This is a genomic window from Streptomyces sp. NPDC001502 (assembly GCF_042894785.1).
Taxonomy (GTDB): domain Bacteria; phylum Actinomycetota; class Actinomycetes; order Streptomycetales; family Streptomycetaceae; genus Streptomyces; species Streptomyces kutzneri.
The window spans coordinates 62,651-80,264 of the sequence record NZ_JBIAVW010000007.1; the positions used below are offsets into that span (position 1 = coordinate 62,651).

The window sequence follows — 17,614 nt, forward strand, 5'->3', positions numbered from 1 at the left end:
GTTCCACCTCCCCCGGTTCCGCCTCCCCGGCCGGTTCCGCCCCTCGGACGGTCCGGCACCTCTGAGCTGCGGCTCGGTACCATGGGCGGGTGACGCAGACCACCCTCTCCTTCCTCAAGGGCCACGGCACCGAGAACGACTTCGTGATCGTCCCGGACCCGGACAACGCCATCGAGCTGCCCGCCTCCGCCGTCGCGAAGCTGTGCGACCGGCGCGCCGGGATCGGCGCGGACGGCGTCCTGCACGTCGTCCGGTCCGCCGCGCACCCCGAGGCCGCGCACCTGGCCGACGAGGCGGAGTGGTTCATGGACTACCGCAACAGCGACGGCTCCATCGCCGAGATGTGCGGCAACGGCGTGCGCGTCTTCGCCCGCTACCTCCAGTACGCCGGACACGTCGAGCCGGGCGACCTCGCCGTCGCCACGCGCGGCGGCGTCAAGCGCGTACACCTCGACAAGGGCGGCGACGTCACCGTCTCCATGGGCCGCGCCGAGCTGCCCGAGGGCGAGGTCACGGTCAGCGTCGACGCCCGGAGCTGGACCGCGCGGAACGTGAACATGGGGAACCCGCACGCGGTGGCCTTCGTCGAGAGCCTCGACCACGCCGGGAACCTCTTCGCCGCCCCCGCGTTCAGCCCGGCGTCCGCCTACCCCGCCGGGGTCAACGTCGAGTTCGTCGTCGACCGCGGTCCCCGGCACGTCGCCATGCGCGTCCACGAGCGCGGCTCCGGCGAGACCCGCTCCTGCGGCACCGGCGCCTGCGCCGTCGCCGTGGCCGCCATCCGCCGCGACGGCGCCGACCCGGCCGCCACCGGCGAACCGGTCGCGTACACCGTCGACCTCCCCGGCGGAACCCTGATCATCACCGAACACCCCGACGGACAGATCGACATGACCGGACCGGCCGTGATCGTGGCTGCGGGGGAGTTCGACGGGACCTGGCTCACCGAAACGGCTTTCGGCTGAAGCTTCCCTCTAACGGGTGATCCGTTTCACGCTGAGCGAGAGGTGGACTGCGCCACGTGGTGGGGTCGGTAACATCAGGCACCGGCCCTGAGGGCTCACCCCATGCCCACCACCGCCGGTCGAAGCCGCCGGAGGTGCCCATGAGTGCAGAGGCCACGAACCCCGAAGCACACCCCGAAGCGCGCCCTGAGCTCCGCAGACGGGGGCGGACCAGGCTCGATCTGCGCCGGCTCGGGCGCGCGGCCCTGCTCGGGCCGACGTCACGAGACCGGCTTCCGGACGCGATCGGCCACGTGGCCGAGGCACACCGCGCCCACCATCCGGACGCCGATTTGTCCATTCTGCGCCGTGCGTATCTCCTCGCGGAGACCTCGCACCGGGGTCAGATGCGAAAAAGTGGTGAGCCGTACATCACACATCCGCTCGCCGTCACCCTGATCCTCGCCGAACTCGGCGCCGAAACCACCACCTTGACGGCCTCTCTGCTCCACGACACCGTCGAGGACACCGACGTGACCCTCGATCAGGTCCGGGCGGAGTTCGGCGACGAGGTGTGCTTCATCGTCGACGGCGTCACCAAGGTGGAGAAGATCGACTACGGCGCCGCCGCCGAACCCGAGACCTTCCGCAAGATGCTCGTCGCCACCGGCAACGACGTCCGCGTCATGTCCATCAAACTCGCCGACCGGCTGCACAACATGCGCACCCTGGGCGTGATGCGCCCCGAGAAGCAGGCCCGCATCGCCAAGGTCACCCGCGACGTCCTCATCCCGCTGGCCGAACGGCTCGGCGTGCAGGCCCTCAAGACCGAGCTGGAAGACCTCGTCTTCGCGATCCTGCATCCCGAGGAGTACGAGAGCACCCGCGCGCTCATCGCCGCCCACGCCGGGGAACGCGACCCGCTGCCCGCCATCGCCGACTCCGTACGCGGCGTCCTGCGCGACGCCGGCATCGCCGCCGAAGTACAGGTCCGGCCGAGGCACTTCGTCTCCGTGCACCGCATCGCACGCACCCGCGGCGAACTGCGCGGCTCCGACTTCGGCCGCATCCTCGTCCTCGTCGGTGAGAACGCCGACTGCTACGCCGTGCTCGGCGAGATGCACACCTGCTTCACCCCGGTCGTCTCGGAGTTCAAGGACTTCATCGCCGCCCCGAAGTTCAACCTCTACCAGTCACTGCACACCGCCGTCGCCACCCCCGAGGGCTACGTGGCCGAGGTCATCGTGCGGACCCGGCAGATGCACCGTGTCGCCGAGGCCGGCGTGGTCGCCCTCGGCAATCCGTACGCCACCGCGACCCCCGACGCCGCCACCGACCCGGACGAGGAGCGCGTGGACCCCACGCGGCCCGGCTGGCTGTCCCGGCTGCTCGACTGGCAGCAGTCCGCGCCCGACCCCGACACCTTCTGGACCGTGCTCCGGGCGGAGCTGGCCCAGGACCGGGAGATCACCGTGTTCCGGGCCGACGGGGGCACGCTGGGCCTGCCGGCCGGGGCCAGCTGTATCGACGCCGCCTACGCCCAGCACGGCGAGGCGGCCCACGGCTGTATCGGCGCCCGCGTCAACGGGCGCCTCACCTCCCTGTCCTCCCCGCTGTCCGACGGGGACACCGTCCAGCTGCTGCTCGCCCAGGACGCCTCCTCCGGACCCGCCGCCGAGTGGCTGGACCACGCGCGGACCCCCGCAGCCCGGATCGCCATCGGGAGCTGGCTCGAAGCCCACCCCGACCGGGCCATGGCCACGACCTCGGCCGCCCGGGCGCCGCTGTCGGTCGTCGGGGCCCGCGGCGGCGGGGGCAACGCGGTCGCCGATCTGCCGGACGCCACCGTGCGACTGGCGGGGTGCTGCACCCCGGTGCCGCCGGACGCCGTCGCCGGCTTCCTGGTCCGCGGCGGGGCCGTCACCGTGCACCGCATCCACTGCGCGGCGGTGGCACAGATGCGGGCGGTGGGGCGCACCTCCGTCGCGGTGCACTGGCGGGCCACGGCGGACGTCCGGGTCACCTTGCTCGCTGAATCGTTCGGCCGCCCGCATCTGCTGGCCGATCTGACCGAGGCGATCGCCCGCGAGGGGGTCGAGGTGGTCTCCGCGACCGTGGAACCGCCGGTCGAGCAGCGGGTCCGGCACAGCTACACCCTGCAGCTGCCCGACGCGGCCGGGCTGCCCGCGCTGATGCGGGCGATGCGGGACGTGCCGGGCGTGTACGACGTCAGCCGGGTGTAGCCGCCGGCCGGCCGGGCGCGGGTACGGACGTAGGCCGGTGCGGACACAGGCGGGTGCGGACGTAGGCCGGAACGACTCCGGAAGGCCCCGTTCGGGTGGACTCGTCGCGCGCCGTACGCGGCCGTGTGGCGGGCGCTGGTAAGCGGTGGTGGATGCAGCTCTCCTCCCCGCGCCTGCGGGCCACCCTGCTCGCCGCGGCCTCCCTCACCCTCGTCGCCGCCGTCCTGCCCCCGCCGAAGCCGCTGGGCATCGGCGACCGGCTCTTCCCGGAGCTCGGGAACCCCGGGTACGACGTGCTCTCGTACGACCTGTCCTTCGACTACAAGGACAACCTGAGCCCGCTCGACGCGGTCACCGTCATCGACGCCCGCGCCCTGGAGCGGCTGGAGCGCATCAATCTGGACTTCACCCACGGCAAGGTGGCGTCCGCCGAGATCAACGGGGAGCCGGCGCGGTTCGAGAGCGTGGCGGAGGACCTGGTCCTCACGCCCGCGCGCCCGGTGGCGGACAACATGCCGCTGCACATCACCATCCGGCACACCAGCGATCCGCGCGGCCGCGGCGACGGCGGCTGGGTGCCCACGGAGGACGGCCTGGCCATGGCCAACCAGGCCGACGCGGCGCACCGCGTCTTCCCCTGCAACGACCACCCCGCCGACAAGGCGTTCTTCACCTTCCGGATCACCGCCCCGGCCGGTCTCACGGCCGTCGCCAACGGGGAGCCGGTGGCCCCCGCCGTGCGCCTCGGCCCCACGACGACCTGGACGTACCGGACCCGGCACCCGATGGCCACCGAGCTGGCCCAGGTCTCGGTGGGCCGCTCCGAGGTCGTGCACGGCACCGGACCGCACGGGCTGCCGCTGCGCGACGTGGTGCCCGCCCAGGACCGGAAGCGGCTGGACCCCTGGCTCAGGAAGACCGCGGGCCACATCGAGTGGATGGAGGAGCGGGTCGGCCGCTACCCCTTCGAGAACTACGGGGTGCTGATCGCGCGGGCCACGACCGGCTTCGAACTGGAGACGCAGACCCTCTCGCTCTTCGAGAGCAACCTGTTCGCGGGCGAGGGGTACCCCGACTGGTACGTCGAGTCCGTGATGGTCCACGAGCTCGCCCACCAGTGGTTCGGCGACAGCGTCACCCCGCGGACCTGGTCCGACCTGTGGCTCAACGAGGGACACGCCACCTGGTACGAGGCCCTGTACGCGGACGGCCTCGGCAAGTACTCCCTGGAGCGGCGCATGCGCGAGGCGTACCAGCGCTCCGACCAGTGGCGGGCGGCGGGCGGCCCGCCGGCCGCCCCGAAGGCCGCCGCACCCGGCGAGAAGATCGGGCTGTTCCGGCCGGTGGTCTACGACGGGTCCGCACTGATCCTCTACGCCCTGCGGCAGGAGATCGGCACCGAGGCCTTCGAGAAGACCGAGCGGCGCTGGGTCACGGAGAACCGGGACGGGATCGCGGGGACGGCCGACTTCGTACGCCTGGCCTCGCAGGAGGCGGGCCGCGACCTCACGGCCTTCCTGGAGCCCTGGCTGTACGGGCCCACGACCCCGCCGATGCCGGGGCACCCGGAGTGGAGCGGCAAGGCGGCCTCCGGCAGGGCCGCGGCGGACGGGAGCGCCCAATAAAGGGTGTGACCGGTGAGGAACGGGCATGTCACCATCGACGGGACCGCGCGGGGAATCCCCCGGCCGTGTGACACGTTGGACGTGACAGTTAACGTGACACTGCTATTCGAATCGACGTAAGGATCCAATGACCTCCTCTTCTTCCCCTTCCCAGGACGCGCGGGACGCACAGGACGTGCGGGACTCGCAGAGCTTCACCGAGAGCCTTCGGGCCGATGCCCTGATGGAAGAGGACGTCGCCTGGAGCCACGAGGTCGACGGAGACCGGGACGGCGAGCAGTTCGAACGCTCCGAGCGCGCGGCCCTGCGCCGCGTCGCCGGCCTCTCCACCGAGCTCGAAGACGTCACCGAGGTCGAGTACCGGCAGCTGCGCCTGGAGCGCGTCGTACTGGTCGGTGTCTGGACCTCCGGCACGGTGAACGACGCGGAGAACTCCCTCGCGGAGCTCGCCGCCCTCGCGGAGACGGCGGGTGCCCTCGTACTCGACGGTGTCATCCAGCGCCGTGACAAGCCGGACCCCGCCACCTTCATCGGCTCGGGCAAGGCGCGCGAGCTGCGTGACATCGTCATGGAGAGCGGCGCCGACACCGTCGTGTGCGACGGTGAGCTCAGCCCCGGCCAGCTCATCGCCCTCGAAGACGTCGTCAAGGTCAAGGTGGTCGACCGGACCGCGCTGATCCTCGACATCTTCGCCCAGCACGCCAAGTCCCGAGAGGGCAAGGCGCAGGTCGCACTCGCGCAGATGCAGTACATGCTGCCGCGACTGCGAGGCTGGGGTGCCTCGCTGTCCCGCCAGATGGGTGGCGGCGGCGGTGGCGGCATGGCCACCCGAGGCCCCGGTGAGACCAAGATCGAGACCGACCGGCGACGGATCCGCGAGAAGATGGCGAAGATGCGCCGGGAGCTCGCGGAGATGAAGACCGGCCGTGATATCCAGCGGCAGGAACGGCGCCGCAACAAGGTGCCCTCGGTCGCCATCGCCGGTTACACCAACGCGGGCAAGTCCTCGCTGCTCAACCGCCTCACGGGCGCGGGCGTGCTGGTGGAGAACGCGCTGTTCGCCACCCTCGACCCGACCGTGCGCCGGGCCGAGACGCCGAGCGGCCGGATCTACACCCTGGCCGACACGGTCGGCTTCGTCCGGCACCTGCCCCACCACCTGGTCGAGGCGTTCCGCTCCACGATGGAGGAGGTCGGGGACTCCGACCTGATCCTGCACATCGTGGACGGTTCGCACCCGGCGCCGGAGGAGCAGCTGGCGGCGGTGCGCGAGGTGATTCGCGAGGTCGGCGCGGTGAACGTGCCCGAGATCGTCGTGATCAACAAGGCGGACGCCGCCGACCCGCTCGTCCTGCAGCGGCTGCTGCGGATCGAGCGGCACTCCATCGCCGTCTCGGCGCGGACGGGCATGGGCATCGAGGAACTCCTCGCGCTCATCGACTCCGAGCTGCCGCGGCCCGAGGTCGAGGTGGAGGCCATGGTGCCGTACACGCGCGGCTCGCTGGTCGCCAAGGCGCATGCCGAGGGCGAGGTGATCTCCGAGGAGCACACCCCGGACGGCACCCTGCTCAAGGCGCGGGTCCACCAGGACCTGGCGGCGGACCTGGCGCCGTACGCGCTGGCGAAGCGCTGAGAGTGCTTGACGGCTTGACGGCTGAGGCCCCCCTGCGGTGCAGGGGGGCCTCAGCCGTTCGGTCACGCTCAGGGTCCGGGGCTACTCGAACCGCTCGAACTACTTGAACTTGGCGCTGACGGCGTCGAAGATGCCCTTCGCCTCCGGACCCAGCCGGGGTCCGGCCAGCCAGCCCGCCTTGGCCGGGCCGATCGAGGTGTTCGACACCAGCGCCGGCTTGCCGTCGGAGCCCGCCGTGACCCAGCCGCCACCGGAGGCACCGCCGGTCATGGTGCAGCCGATGCGGTACATCACCGGGTCGTTCGCGTTCAGGGACAGCCGGCCCGGCCTGTCCGTGCACTGGAAGGCGCGCTGGCCGTCGAAGGGAGCCGCCGCCGGGTAGCCCGTCGCCGTGATGCTCGCGACCTTCGGCACGGCCTGCGCGTTGAACTCCACCGGGAGCGCCGAACCGACCGTCTCCTCCAGGGACTTGGTGCTGCCCTTCTCGGGCGCCACGTGCAGCACCGCGAAGTCGTACGGGGCACCCGCGCCGCCGGTCGGACCGCCGCTCGCGATCCACTGGTCGGAGGTCTGCGCCCAGTCGCTCCACCAGACGCCGTACGGGGCCACCGTCTCGCGGGGCGCGCCCTTGAGCTGAGCTGCCGGCTTGCCCGCGTTGTTGTACGACGGGACGAAGGCGATGTTGCGGTACCAGCCGCCGGCCTTGCCCGCGTGGACGCAGTGGCCCGCGGTCCAGACCATGTTGGACTTGCCGGGGTGGGCCGGGTCCTTGATCACGGTCGCCGAGCAGACCATCGAGCCCTCGGGGCCGTCGAAGAACACCTTGCCGGACGCCGGAACGCTCGTGTGGTAGGGCGGGGTGGCCTGCTTGGCCGCCACCGGGGCCGGGGTCGGGTCGGTGACGCCCTGGTCCTTGCCCGCGTCGGGGTCGACGGCCGGGCGCTGAGGCTGCTCGGCGTCACGCATGCGGTCCGGGTCCCACAGGCCCTCGATGACCGGGTTGATGTAGTCGCCCGCCTCGCGGAGCCAGTCCTCCTGCTTCCAGTTCTTCCACTCACCCCCCTTCCACTTCTCCAGGTCTATTCCGTGCTCCTTGAGCTTGTCCTTGAGCTGGTCCGGGATCTTGATCCCGTCCTGGCCCGGCAGGCTCGCGGCCACGGTCGGCTTGGCGTCGCCGCCGGCCTCCCCGTCGCCGGGGCCGCAGGCAGCCGCGGTCAGCGCGAGCGTGGCCGCGCACAGAATCGCGGTGACCGGTCGGTTCGGTCGCATGTCGTTCGTCCCCCTGGGAGTTCGAGGAGTGGAGTAGCCCCCCACTATGCCGCTGTCGCCGAGGACGACACAGGCCGGGGCTGCGGTTCCTGGCGCTCTCCCCTTGCGGGACAAGGATCTTGAGTCAACCCGTGATCCCTCGCCGTCACCGTCGTTGGTACGTACGGGGGATGGGGGAGCAGCGTTCATGTTCGAGACGCAATCCGGAAGAGCAATCAGTGCGGGAGGACCGACACTCGTGGCTGTCACCGAGCCTGCCGCGGCGGCGGCCGCGACAGAGATCCCGCCTCAAGTGCCGCCGCAGGGAAGCCGGGGATCGGGTCCGGACGTCCTGAATGCCCCGGACGGTCCGGGTGTGAGCGGTGGGCCGGGGGGTTCCGCCGCCCCCGAGGGCATCCTGCGCAGACAGGCGCAGCGGGAGTCCGCCGCCCGGACGTACGCGCGTTCGCTGCCCATCGTCCCGGTGCGGGCCCGCGGGCTGACCATCGAGGGCGCCGACGGGCGGCGTTACCTCGACTGCCTCTCCGGCGCAGGCTCGCTCGCCCTCGGGCACAACCACCCGGTGGTGCTCGAAGCCATCCGAGGCGTCCTCGACTCGGGCGCCCCGCTGCACGTGCTGGACCTCGCGACCCCCGTCAAGGACGCCTTCACCACCGAGCTGTTCGCCAACCTGCCGCCCGCGCTGGCCGCCGACGCGCGCATCCAGTTCTGCGGCCCGGCCGGTACGGATGCCGTGGAGGCCGCCCTCAAACTGGTGCGCACAGCGACCGGACGCCCTGGGCTGCTCGCCTTCACCGGGGCCTACCACGGCATGACCGCCGGGGCCCTGGACGCGTCGGGAGGCGCCCCCGGGGTGCGGGTGACCCGGTTGCCGTACCCGCAGGACCTGCGCTGCCCGTTCGGCGTCGGCGGCCCCGAGGGAGCCGAACTCTCCGCACGCTGGACGGAGAACCTGCTGGACGACCCGAAGGGCGGGGTGCCCGCCCCCGCCGGCATGATCGTCGAACCGGTGCAGGGCGAGGGCGGGGTGATCCCCGCCCCGGACGCCTGGCTGCGCCGGATGCGCGAGATCACCGCGGCGCGGGGGATCCCGCTCATCGCCGACGAGGTGCAGACGGGCGTCGGCCGGACCGGTGCCTTCTGGGGAGTCGACCACGCCGGGGTCGTGCCCGACGTCATGGTCCTCTCCAAGGCGATCGGCGGCAGCCTGCCGCTCGCCGTGATCGTGTACCGGGCCGGCCTGGACGTCTGGGCCCCCGGCGCGCACGCGGGTACCTTCCGCGGCAACCAGCTCGCCATGGCCGCCGGCGCCGCCACGCTCGCCTTCGTCCGCGAGAACCGGCTCGCCGAGCGCGCCGCCGCCCTCGGGGACCGGATGCTGGCGGCCCTGCACGGCCTGGCCTGCGGCCATCCCTGCATCGGAGAGGTACGCGGCCGGGGCCTGATGATCGGCCTCGAACTCGTCGACCCCGACACCGGGGCCGCCGCACCGTCCCTCGCCGCCGCCGTCCGCCAGGAGTGCCTGGACCGCGGCCTGATCGTCGAGCTCGGCGGCCGCCACGGCGCCGTGGTGCGCCTCCTTCCCCCGCTGACCCTGACCGACGAGCAGGCCGCGGCGGTTCTCGACCGCCTGGCTGACGCCATCCCGGCCGCCGCCCGCCGGACCCACTGACCCGCACCCCGAGGACCCGCGATGCCAGACCCGCACCAGTCCACCCCCATCACGGAGACCCAGCCGCTGTCTTGCGACCGGCCCGCCCCACCGTCGGGACCGGCCCAGGCGCAGCCGCGGCCGCTCCCGGACCATGAGGAGGCCGTCGCCCCGGGGCAGCCGTCACCGCCGCCCGGCACCGCGGCGCCGCTACGGGAGGCCGCGGAGCCTGCGTACCCGACGCCCCGGCTCGACGCGCCCGAGGCGCAGGGCTCGGGTTCCGCGGTCAGCCCGCCGGCCCGGCCCGTATCCGCCGAGGACGCACCGACCCCGACCCAGCCCCCGGCGGGCACGCCGTCCCACGCCGACGGGGCCACGGCCGAGCAGCCGCAGCCGGGCCCGGCGGGCGTACCCGGAGCACCGGCCGAGCAGCTCCCCCCGACGGTCATGGCCGCCACCGGGACCGGAGCCGGGGCAACGGCCACGGTGCCGCGGCAGAAGGACGGCACACCCCGGCCCCGTTCCGGATGGACGAGCCCCCTCCGGCTGGAGCCGACCACCCTGCCGGACCTCCTCAACCACCCCGACCCGGCGGTCGCCGCCGAGGCCGCGGCGGTGGAGAACCTGCTGCGCTGCTGGGTCCGCGAATCCGGTCTCGGCCGCCCCGACGGCCCCGCCGGAACCCCCCTGCGTATCCCCCTTCCCGCTTCCGGCACGGCCCTGCTCGTCCCTGTCCGCCACTGGTCCCAGGCCGGCTGGCACCGATTCGGTGCCGTCCGGCTCGAAGGAACGACCGCTGCCGCTCCCTCCCTCGACGCCGTCACCATTGCCGCGCTCATCGCCCGTGAGGGCACGAGCGGTGGCCGAGGCGCCGCCGACCTCGTCGGCCGGGTCGCCGACTCGGTGCGCCGTACCGCCGAGTTCATCGCCGACCGGCGGGAACGCCCCACCGCCCCGTCCCCCGTCGGCGGGGACCGTTTCCTCACCGCCGAACAGGCACTCCTCCTCGGTCACCCCCTCCAGCCGGACCCGAAGAGCCGTGAAGGACTCTCCGAGGCCGAGGTACGCCGCTACTCACCCGAACTCCACGGCTCATTTCCCCTGCACTGGTTCGCGGTCGAACCCGCGGCTCTCGCGAGCGAATCGGCCTGGACCGAGAGCGGCCGCCCCGTCTCCGCCCCACAGCTCCTCGGCAGACTTGCCCCCGGGCTCCCGCTGCCCAACGGCACCACCCCCCTTCCCCTGCACCCCTGGCAGGCCCGCGACCTGCTCCAGCGCCCCGCCGTCACCGCCCTCCGTGACGCGGGACTTCTGCACGACCTGGGCGCGCACGGCGAGCCCTGGTACCCCACCTCCTCCGTCCGCACCGTCCACCGCCCGGGCGCCCCCGCGATGCTCAAGCTCTCCCTGGGCCTGCGCATCACCAACTCCCGCCGCGAGAACCTCCGCAAGGAACTCCACCGCGGCGTCGAGGTGCACCGGCTGCTCCGCACCGGCCTCGCCGAGCAGTGGCAGGCGTCCCACCCCGCCTTCGACATCGTCCGCGACCCCGCCTGGGTCGCCGTGGACGCGCCGGACGGAACCCCCGTGCCCGGACTCGACGCCCTCCTGCGCCACAACCCCTTCCGTTCGGGCGACGACGCCGTCTGCATCGCCGCACTCACCGCTCCCCGCCCGTGGCCCGGCCGGACCACCATGAGCTCCCGCCTCGCCGAGCTCGTCACCGGGCTCGCCACCGCCACCGGCCACACCACGTCCGCCGTCGCCGCCGAGTGGTTCCTGCGCTACCTCGACCACGTGGTGCTGCCGGTCCTCGCCTTCGACGCGCTCGCCGGTATCGCCCTCGAAGCGCACCAGCAGAACACCCTGGTGCTCCTCGACCCGGCCGGCTGGCCGATCGGCGGCCGCTACCGCGACAACCAGGGCTACTACTTCCGCGAATCGCGCCGCGCGGAACTGGAGCACCGGCTCCCCGGCATCGGAAGCGCCAGTGACACCTTCGTCTCCGACGCCGTCACCGACGAACGCTTCGCCTACTACCTCGGCATCAACAACGTGCTCGGCCTCATCGGTGCCTTCGGATCCCAGCGGCTCGCGGACGAGCGGGTCCTCCTCGCCGCCTTCCGCCGCTTCCTCGCCAAGGCCGCAGGCCTCGGCCCGCTCCCCGCACGGCTGCTCGACTCGCCCACCCTGCGCTGCAAGGCGAATCTGCTCACCCGCCTGGGCGGTCTCGACGAGCTGGTCGGCCCCGTCGACACCCAGTCCGTCTACGTCACCATCACCAACCCCCTTCACGATTGACGCGTCGGCGCCGACGCGGAGAAGAGCCCCCGATGCCCTCCACCGACACCTCAGCCCCAGCTCCAGCCACCGGATCCGTCCACGGCACCCGCACCGCCACCGGCGTCGTCAAAGTTCCCGGCGGAAGGCGCGAACAACGCCTCGACGCACAACTGTTGCCTCTGCTCGCCGAGGCCGATCTGCTCGATTCCCCCGCCATCTGGGGCAGCGTCACCACACCCGCCGGAGCCTTCCGCCTCGAACCCGTGCGGCCCGGCCGTGACCTGGAGCTCCTCACCGGCTGGATGAACGATCCCGAGGTGGCCGCCTACTGGGAGCTCGCGGGCCCCGCCGCGGTCACCGCCGACCACCTCCGGGCCCAGCTCGACGGCGACGGCCGCAGCATCCCCTGCCTCGGCCTCCTCGACGGCACGCCGATGAGTTACTGGGAGATCTACCGGGCCGACCTCGACCCGCTCTCCGGGCACTACCCGGCGCGCCCCCACGACACGGGTATCCACCTGCTCATCGGAGACGGCACGAACCGCGGCCGCGGACTGGGAACAGCTCTGCTGCGCGCCGTCGCCGACCTGGTCCTCGGCAACCGCCCCCGCTGCACACGCGTCGTCGCGGAACCGGACATCCGCAACACCCCCTCCGTATCGGCCTTCCTGAACTCCGGCTTCCGCTGTTCCGCGGAAATCGACCTTCCCGAGAAGCGGGCCGCCCTGATGATCCGGGAGCGGGTGCTGCGCAATCTCCTCTGAGTGCCGCCCCGCAAAACCCGACCGTCGTCGGCAGCTCCGCACCTCTCCCTTCGATAACTCTGCGTAGCGAAGCAAAGTTCCCGACCTCCGAGGAGTCACGTGCCGAACTTCCCCGCAGCCCCCGACGCGGACGACCCCGCCGTGCCGCCGTCGCCCCAGCACCCCTGCACGCCGCCCGAACTCAACCGTGCGACCTGGGACTTCGCCGCCCGCCGGCTGCTCGCCAAGATGCTCGGCGAGTTCGCCTACGAGGAGATCATCCGCCCCGTCCCCGCACCGGCCGCCGCCGGGGACGCCTGGACCCTGACCCTCGACGACGGCAGCAGCCTCGGCTTCCGCGCCCGCCGGCGCTCGTACGGCAGCTGGCACGTCACCCCGGACACGATCACCCTGACCCCACCGGCGCCCGAGCCGCCCTCACCGCCCTCACCGACCGTGCCGGGCGGCCTCGGGAGCCCGACCGCCTTCGGGGACCCGTACGCCTTCCTCATCCGTGCCCGTACCCTCCTCGGCCTGGACGGACCCACCCTCGGTCACCTCGTCCGCGAGCTCAGCGCCACCCTCACCGCCGACGCCCGGCTCGACCACACCGCACTCACCGCCGACATCCTCGCCGACCTCGACTACGCCGCCCTCGAAGGCCACCAGACCGGCCACCCCTGGCTCGTCCCCAACAAGGGCCGCATCGGACTCTCCGCCTCCGACACCGCCGCCTGGGCCCCCGAGGCCCGCACCCGCCAGCGGCTGCCCTGGCTCGCCGCCCACACCTCGCTCGCCGCCTACCGCGGGACCGCCGGCCTGGAGGACCCCGCCCGCCTCTACACCGCCGAGCTCGACCCCGTCACCCGGGCCTCCTTCGACCGGTCCCTGCGCGACCGCGGCCTCGACCCGCTCCACTACCTCTACCTCCCGGTCCACCCCTGGCAGTGGGACGAGGTCGTCCTCCCCCTCTTCGCCCCGGCGCTCGCCTCCGGTGCCCTGGTGCCGCTCCCCGCCGATCCCGACGTGCGTCTCCCGCAGCAGTCCGTCCGCACCTTCCTCAACCTCAGCCGGCCCGACCGGCACAGCGTCAAACTCCCGCTCTCCGTCTTCAACACCATGGTCTGGCGCGGACTGCCCAGCGACCTCGCGCTCGCGGCCCCCGCCGTCACCGCCTGGATCCACTCCCTCCGCGACGGCGACCCCTTCCTCCGCGACGAGTGCCGGGTCGTCCTGCTCGGCGAGGTCGCCTCCGTCACCGTCCGTCACCCCGTCTACGACGAGCTCCCCGAGGTTCCGTACCAGTACAAGGAGCTCCTCGGCGCGATCTGGCGCGAGCCCCTGACCGGCCTGCTGGCACCCGGCGAGCGTGCCCGCACGCTCGCCTCCCTCCTCCACACCGACCCGCGCGGCCGGTCCTTCACCGCCGAGCTCGTCGCCCGGTCCGGACTGACCCCCACCGTCTGGCTGCAGCGCCTGTTCGCCGCCCTCCTGCCACCGCTGCTCCGCTTCCTCTACCGCTACGGCACCGTGTTCTCCCCGCACGGCGAGAACGCCATCGTGATCTTCGACGAGCAGGACGTCCCCGTCCGGCTCGCGGTCAAGGACTTCGTGGACGACGTCAACATCACCGACGAGCCGCTGCCCGAGCTGGAGTCCCTGCCCGCCGAGGTCCGAGCGGTCCTGCTCACCGAGCCCGCCGACTTCCTGCCCCAGTTCATCCACTCCGGGCTGTTCGTCGGCGTCTTCCGCTACCTCTCGGCCCTGTGCGAGGACGGCCTCGGCGTCCCGGAGAGCGAGTTCTGGTCCCTCGTACGAGCGGAGATCCTGCGCCACCAGACCCGCTTCCCGGAGCTCAAGGACCGCTACGAGCTCTTCGACCTGCTCGGCGAACGCATCGGACGGCTCTGCCTCAACCGGAACCGGCTCTACGAGGACGGCTACCGAGACCGTCCAGACCGCCCGCACGCCGTGCAGCACGGCACCGTACCCAACCCTCTGTACCGGCCATGATTGCTCACCGGTGCGTTCGCTGTCAGTGCGGCCCCGTAGGGTTGGCAGTGCTATGACGAAGCCCTCCCTCCCCGACCTGCTGCACGCCGCCGTCTCCGCCGTCGGCGGCACGGAGCGCCCCGGCCAGGTAGCCATGGCCGAAGCCGTCGCCGAAGCGATCGACGACAACTCCCACCGGCTGATCCAGGCCGGTACCGGTACCGGTAAGTCCCTCGGCTACCTGGTTCCGGCCCTCGCGCACGGCGAGCGCGTGGTCGTCGCCACGGCGACGCTCGCCCTCCAGCGGCAGCTCGTCGAACGCGATCTGCCACGCACGGTGGAAGCACTGCACCCGCAGCTGCGCCGCCGCCCTCAGTTCGCCATGCTCAAGGGCCGGTCCAATTACCTGTGCCTGCACCGCCTGCACGAGGGCGCTCCGCAGGACGAGGAGGACGGCCTCTTCGACCAGTTCGAGGCGGCCGCGCCCACCAGCAAGCTCGGCCAGGACCTGCTGCGCATGCGCGACTGGGCGGATGAGACCGAGACCGGTGACCGCGACGACCTGACCCCGGGTGTTTCGGACAAGGCCTGGTCGCAGATCTCCGTCTCCTCCCGCGAGTGCCTGGGCGCGACGAAGTGCGCGTACGGCGCCGAGTGCTTCGCGGAGGCCGCCCGGGAGCGGGCCAAGCTCGCGGACGTGGTCGTCACCAATCACGCCCTGCTCGCCATCGATGCCATCGAAGGCGCCCCCGTGCTGCCTCAGCACGAGGTGCTGATCGTGGACGAGGCCCACGAGCTGGTCTCCCGGGTGACCGGGGTCGCCACCGGCGAGCTCACCCCGGGCCAGGTCAACCGGGCCGTGAAGCGTGCCGCCAAGCTGGTCGACGAGAAGACCGCGGACTCCCTGCAGACCGCCTCCGAAACCTTCGAGCGGGTCATGGAGCTGGCGCTCCCGGGCCGTCTGGAGCAGATCCCCGAGGACCTCGGCTATGCGCTGATGTCCCTGCGGGACTCCGCGCGCAACGTGATCTCGGCGATCGGCGCGACCCGGGACAAGTCCGTCCACGACGAGGACGCGGTGCGCAAGCAGGCGCTGGCTGCGGTGGAGAGCATCCACGGGGTGGCGGAGCGGATCACCAACGGCTCCGAGTACGACGTGGTCTGGTACGAGCGCCACGACCGCTTCGGCGCCACCCTCCGGGTTGCGCCCCTGTCGGTGTCCGGCCTGCTGCGCGAGAAGCTGTTCGAGGACCGCTCCGTGGTCCTGACCTCCGCCACGCTCAAGCTGGGCGGCGACTTCAACGGGGTCGCGGCCTCCCTGGGGCTGTCCCCCGAGGGGGTCGAGGGCGACGACGTACCCGTCTGGCGCGGCCTCGACGTCGGCTCGCCCTTCGACTACCCCAAGCAGGGCATCCTCTACGTCGCCAAGCACCTGGCCACGCCGGGCCGCGAGGGGACCCGCGGCGACATGATGGACGAGCTCGCCGAGCTGATCGAGGCGGCCGGCGGCCGCACCCTTGGTCTCTTCTCCTCCATGCGCGGCGCCAAGGCGGCCGCCGAAGAGCTGCGCGGCCGGCTCGACAACCCGATCCTGCTCCAGGGCGAGGAAACCCTCGGCGAGCTGATCAAGTCCTTCGCCGCCGACCCGAAGACCTGCCTGTTCGGGACGCTGTCGCTCTGGCAGGGCGTGGACGTACCCGGTCCCAGCTGCCAGCTCGTGGTCATGGACCGGATTCCCTTCCCGCGCCCCGACGACCCGCTGATGAGCGCACGCCAGAAGTCGGTCGAGGAGCATGGCGGCAACGGCTTCATGGCCGTGGCGGCCACGCATGCCGCACTGCTGATGGCGCAGGGTGCGGGCCGTCTTGTACGAGCCTCGGGCGACCGGGGGGTCGTCGCGGTCCTGGACCCCCGGCTGGCGACGGCCCGGTACGGGAGCTTCCTGCGGGCCACGCTGCCGGACTTCTGGTACACCACGGATCGCAATCAGGTCCGGCGCTCCCTGGCGGCGATCGACGCGACGGCCAAGGCCGACGGCAAGTAGTTCTCGGGAGCACGAACGTCGACCATCAAGTCGGCAACCCAAGCGGCGAGCAACCACATCCGCGAGAGCGGCGGCGGTTCAGCCGCAAAGAACAGAACAACCCCCGGAACCGGCGCAGTGGGTCCCGGGGGCTGAATGGGGGCGGCGGGGGTCAGACCCGACGCAGTACCGCGACGACCTTGCCGAGGATCGTCGCCTCGTCGCCGGGGATCGGCTGGTAGGCGGCGTTGTGCGGGAGGAGCCAGACGTGGCCGTCCTCGCGCTTGAAGCGCTTGACCGTGGCTTCGCCGTCGAGCATCGCGGCGACGATGTCACCGTTCTCCGCGACCGGCTGGCGACGGACCGTGACCCAGTCACCGTCACAGATGGCGGCCTCGATCATCGAGTCGCCGACGACCTTGAGCACGAAGAGCTCGCCGTCGCCGACCAGCTGGCGGGGGAGCGGGAAGACGTCCTCGACCGACTCCTCGGCGAGGATCGGGCCGCCGGCCGCGATCCGGCCGACCAGGGGGACGTAGGAGGCGGCGGGCTTGCCGGTGGTGTCCGTGGGCTGCGAGCTCGGCTGGTCGGAGCCGCGCACCTCGTAGGCCCTGGGCCGGTGCGGGTCACGGCGCAGGAAGCCCTTGCGCTCCAGGGCCATCAGCTGGTGTGCGACCGACGAGGTGCTGGACAGGCCGACCGCCTGGCCGATCTCCCGCATCGACGGCGGGTACCCGCGTCGCTGCACGGAGTCGCGAATGACCTCGATGACCCTCCGCTGCCGGTCCGTGAGCCCGGAGCTGTCGGCGCGAATGCCTGGAGGTCGACCTGGCAGCGAGCGTGCGGGGCGTACTACGGGTTCCGCATCCGGGTTCACGTTTGCGTCGTTCATGGCATGCACCGGCTCGAGTCGGCTCTGGGAGCGGTTCTGGGCAGTGATGGCGGCACTGTCTGCGGTGGTGGTCACGTCGGCCCCTCTCGAAATGTTCTCCCTAGCTGGACAACGGTAGTAGCTTTCGAAAGGTTGCGCCAAACACACGTTCGAGTGAAAAATCGCAGATCGCCCTGTGTGGACATATCAAGGGGTGTATGGACGATCGGTTCGCCGAACGAGGGTTCGGCTCGGCATCCGCCGCTTACGGTACCCTTCCCGGTCGGATCGCCGCCTTCCGGGTCTGCGCCCAGTGTGGCACCGCAAGGCCCCGTGT

General features: G+C 72.1%; 11 protein-coding genes. 9 read left to right on the forward strand and 2 right to left on the reverse strand.

Going from position 1 to position 17,614, the window contains the following annotated elements:
* Nucleotides 1-89 precede the first annotated feature (89 nt).
* From dapF to hflX, 4 genes are all read left to right on the forward strand, one after another.
* Nucleotides 90-965 (forward strand): diaminopimelate epimerase, encoded by an 876-nt coding sequence (gene dapF / locus ACFY0D_RS13910; RefSeq protein ID WP_390798559.1) that lies wholly within the window; start codon nucleotides 90-92, stop codon nucleotides 963-965.
* 140 nt (nucleotides 966-1,105) lie between these two features.
* A complete protein-coding gene (locus tag ACFY0D_RS13915; protein WP_390798560.1) occupies nucleotides 1,106-3,187 on the forward strand; it encodes a RelA/SpoT family protein in 2,082 nt (693 codons plus the stop codon).
* 152 nt (nucleotides 3,188-3,339) lie between these two features.
* Nucleotides 3,340-4,812, forward strand: a complete 1,473-nt coding sequence (locus tag ACFY0D_RS13920; RefSeq protein WP_390798561.1) for a M1 family metallopeptidase — start codon at nucleotides 3,340-3,342, stop codon at nucleotides 4,810-4,812.
* 127 nt (nucleotides 4,813-4,939) lie between these two features.
* Entirely contained in the window at nucleotides 4,940-6,445 is a 1,506-nt protein-coding gene (gene hflX / locus ACFY0D_RS13925) for a GTPase HflX (RefSeq protein WP_390798562.1), read from the forward strand.
* Between the two features lie 99 nt (nucleotides 6,446-6,544).
* Here the strand turns inward: hflX and ACFY0D_RS13930 are convergent, their stop codons facing one another.
* Nucleotides 6,545-7,714, reverse strand: coding sequence for a trypsin-like serine peptidase (locus tag ACFY0D_RS13930; RefSeq protein WP_390798563.1), 1,170 nt, complete (start codon nucleotides 7,712-7,714; stop codon nucleotides 6,545-6,547).
* 187 nt (nucleotides 7,715-7,901) lie between these two features.
* On the opposite strand from ACFY0D_RS13930, the gene ACFY0D_RS13935 reads away from it, so the two are divergent.
* From ACFY0D_RS13935 to ACFY0D_RS13955, 5 genes are all read left to right on the forward strand, one after another.
* Entirely contained in the window at nucleotides 7,902-9,386 is a 1,485-nt protein-coding gene (locus ACFY0D_RS13935) for a diaminobutyrate--2-oxoglutarate transaminase family protein (protein WP_390798564.1), read from the forward strand.
* 21 nt (nucleotides 9,387-9,407) lie between these two features.
* Nucleotides 9,408-11,666 (forward strand): IucA/IucC family protein, encoded by a 2,259-nt coding sequence (locus tag ACFY0D_RS13940; RefSeq protein ID WP_390798565.1) that lies wholly within the window; start codon nucleotides 9,408-9,410, stop codon nucleotides 11,664-11,666.
* Nucleotides 11,667-11,698: 32 nt separating this feature from the next.
* A complete protein-coding gene (locus ACFY0D_RS13945) occupies nucleotides 11,699-12,412 on the forward strand; it encodes a GNAT family N-acetyltransferase (protein ID WP_390798566.1) in 714 nt (237 codons plus the stop codon).
* A gap of 99 nt (nucleotides 12,413-12,511) precedes the next feature.
* On the forward strand, nucleotides 12,512-14,404 hold the full coding sequence (locus tag ACFY0D_RS13950; protein ID WP_390798567.1) for an IucA/IucC family protein: 1,893 nt from the start codon (nucleotides 12,512-12,514) through the stop codon (nucleotides 14,402-14,404).
* Between the two features lie 52 nt (nucleotides 14,405-14,456).
* Entirely contained in the window at nucleotides 14,457-16,427 is a 1,971-nt protein-coding gene (locus ACFY0D_RS13955) for an ATP-dependent DNA helicase (RefSeq protein ID WP_390798568.1), read from the forward strand.
* A gap of 151 nt (nucleotides 16,428-16,578) precedes the next feature.
* On the opposite strand, the gene lexA is transcribed toward ACFY0D_RS13955, so the two are convergent.
* Nucleotides 16,579-17,373 carry a transcriptional repressor LexA gene (lexA, locus tag ACFY0D_RS13960; RefSeq protein WP_390798569.1) on the reverse strand — a complete coding sequence of 265 codons (795 nt, stop codon included), beginning with the start codon at nucleotides 17,371-17,373 and terminating at the stop codon, nucleotides 16,579-16,581.
* Nucleotides 17,374-17,614 lie beyond the last annotated feature (241 nt).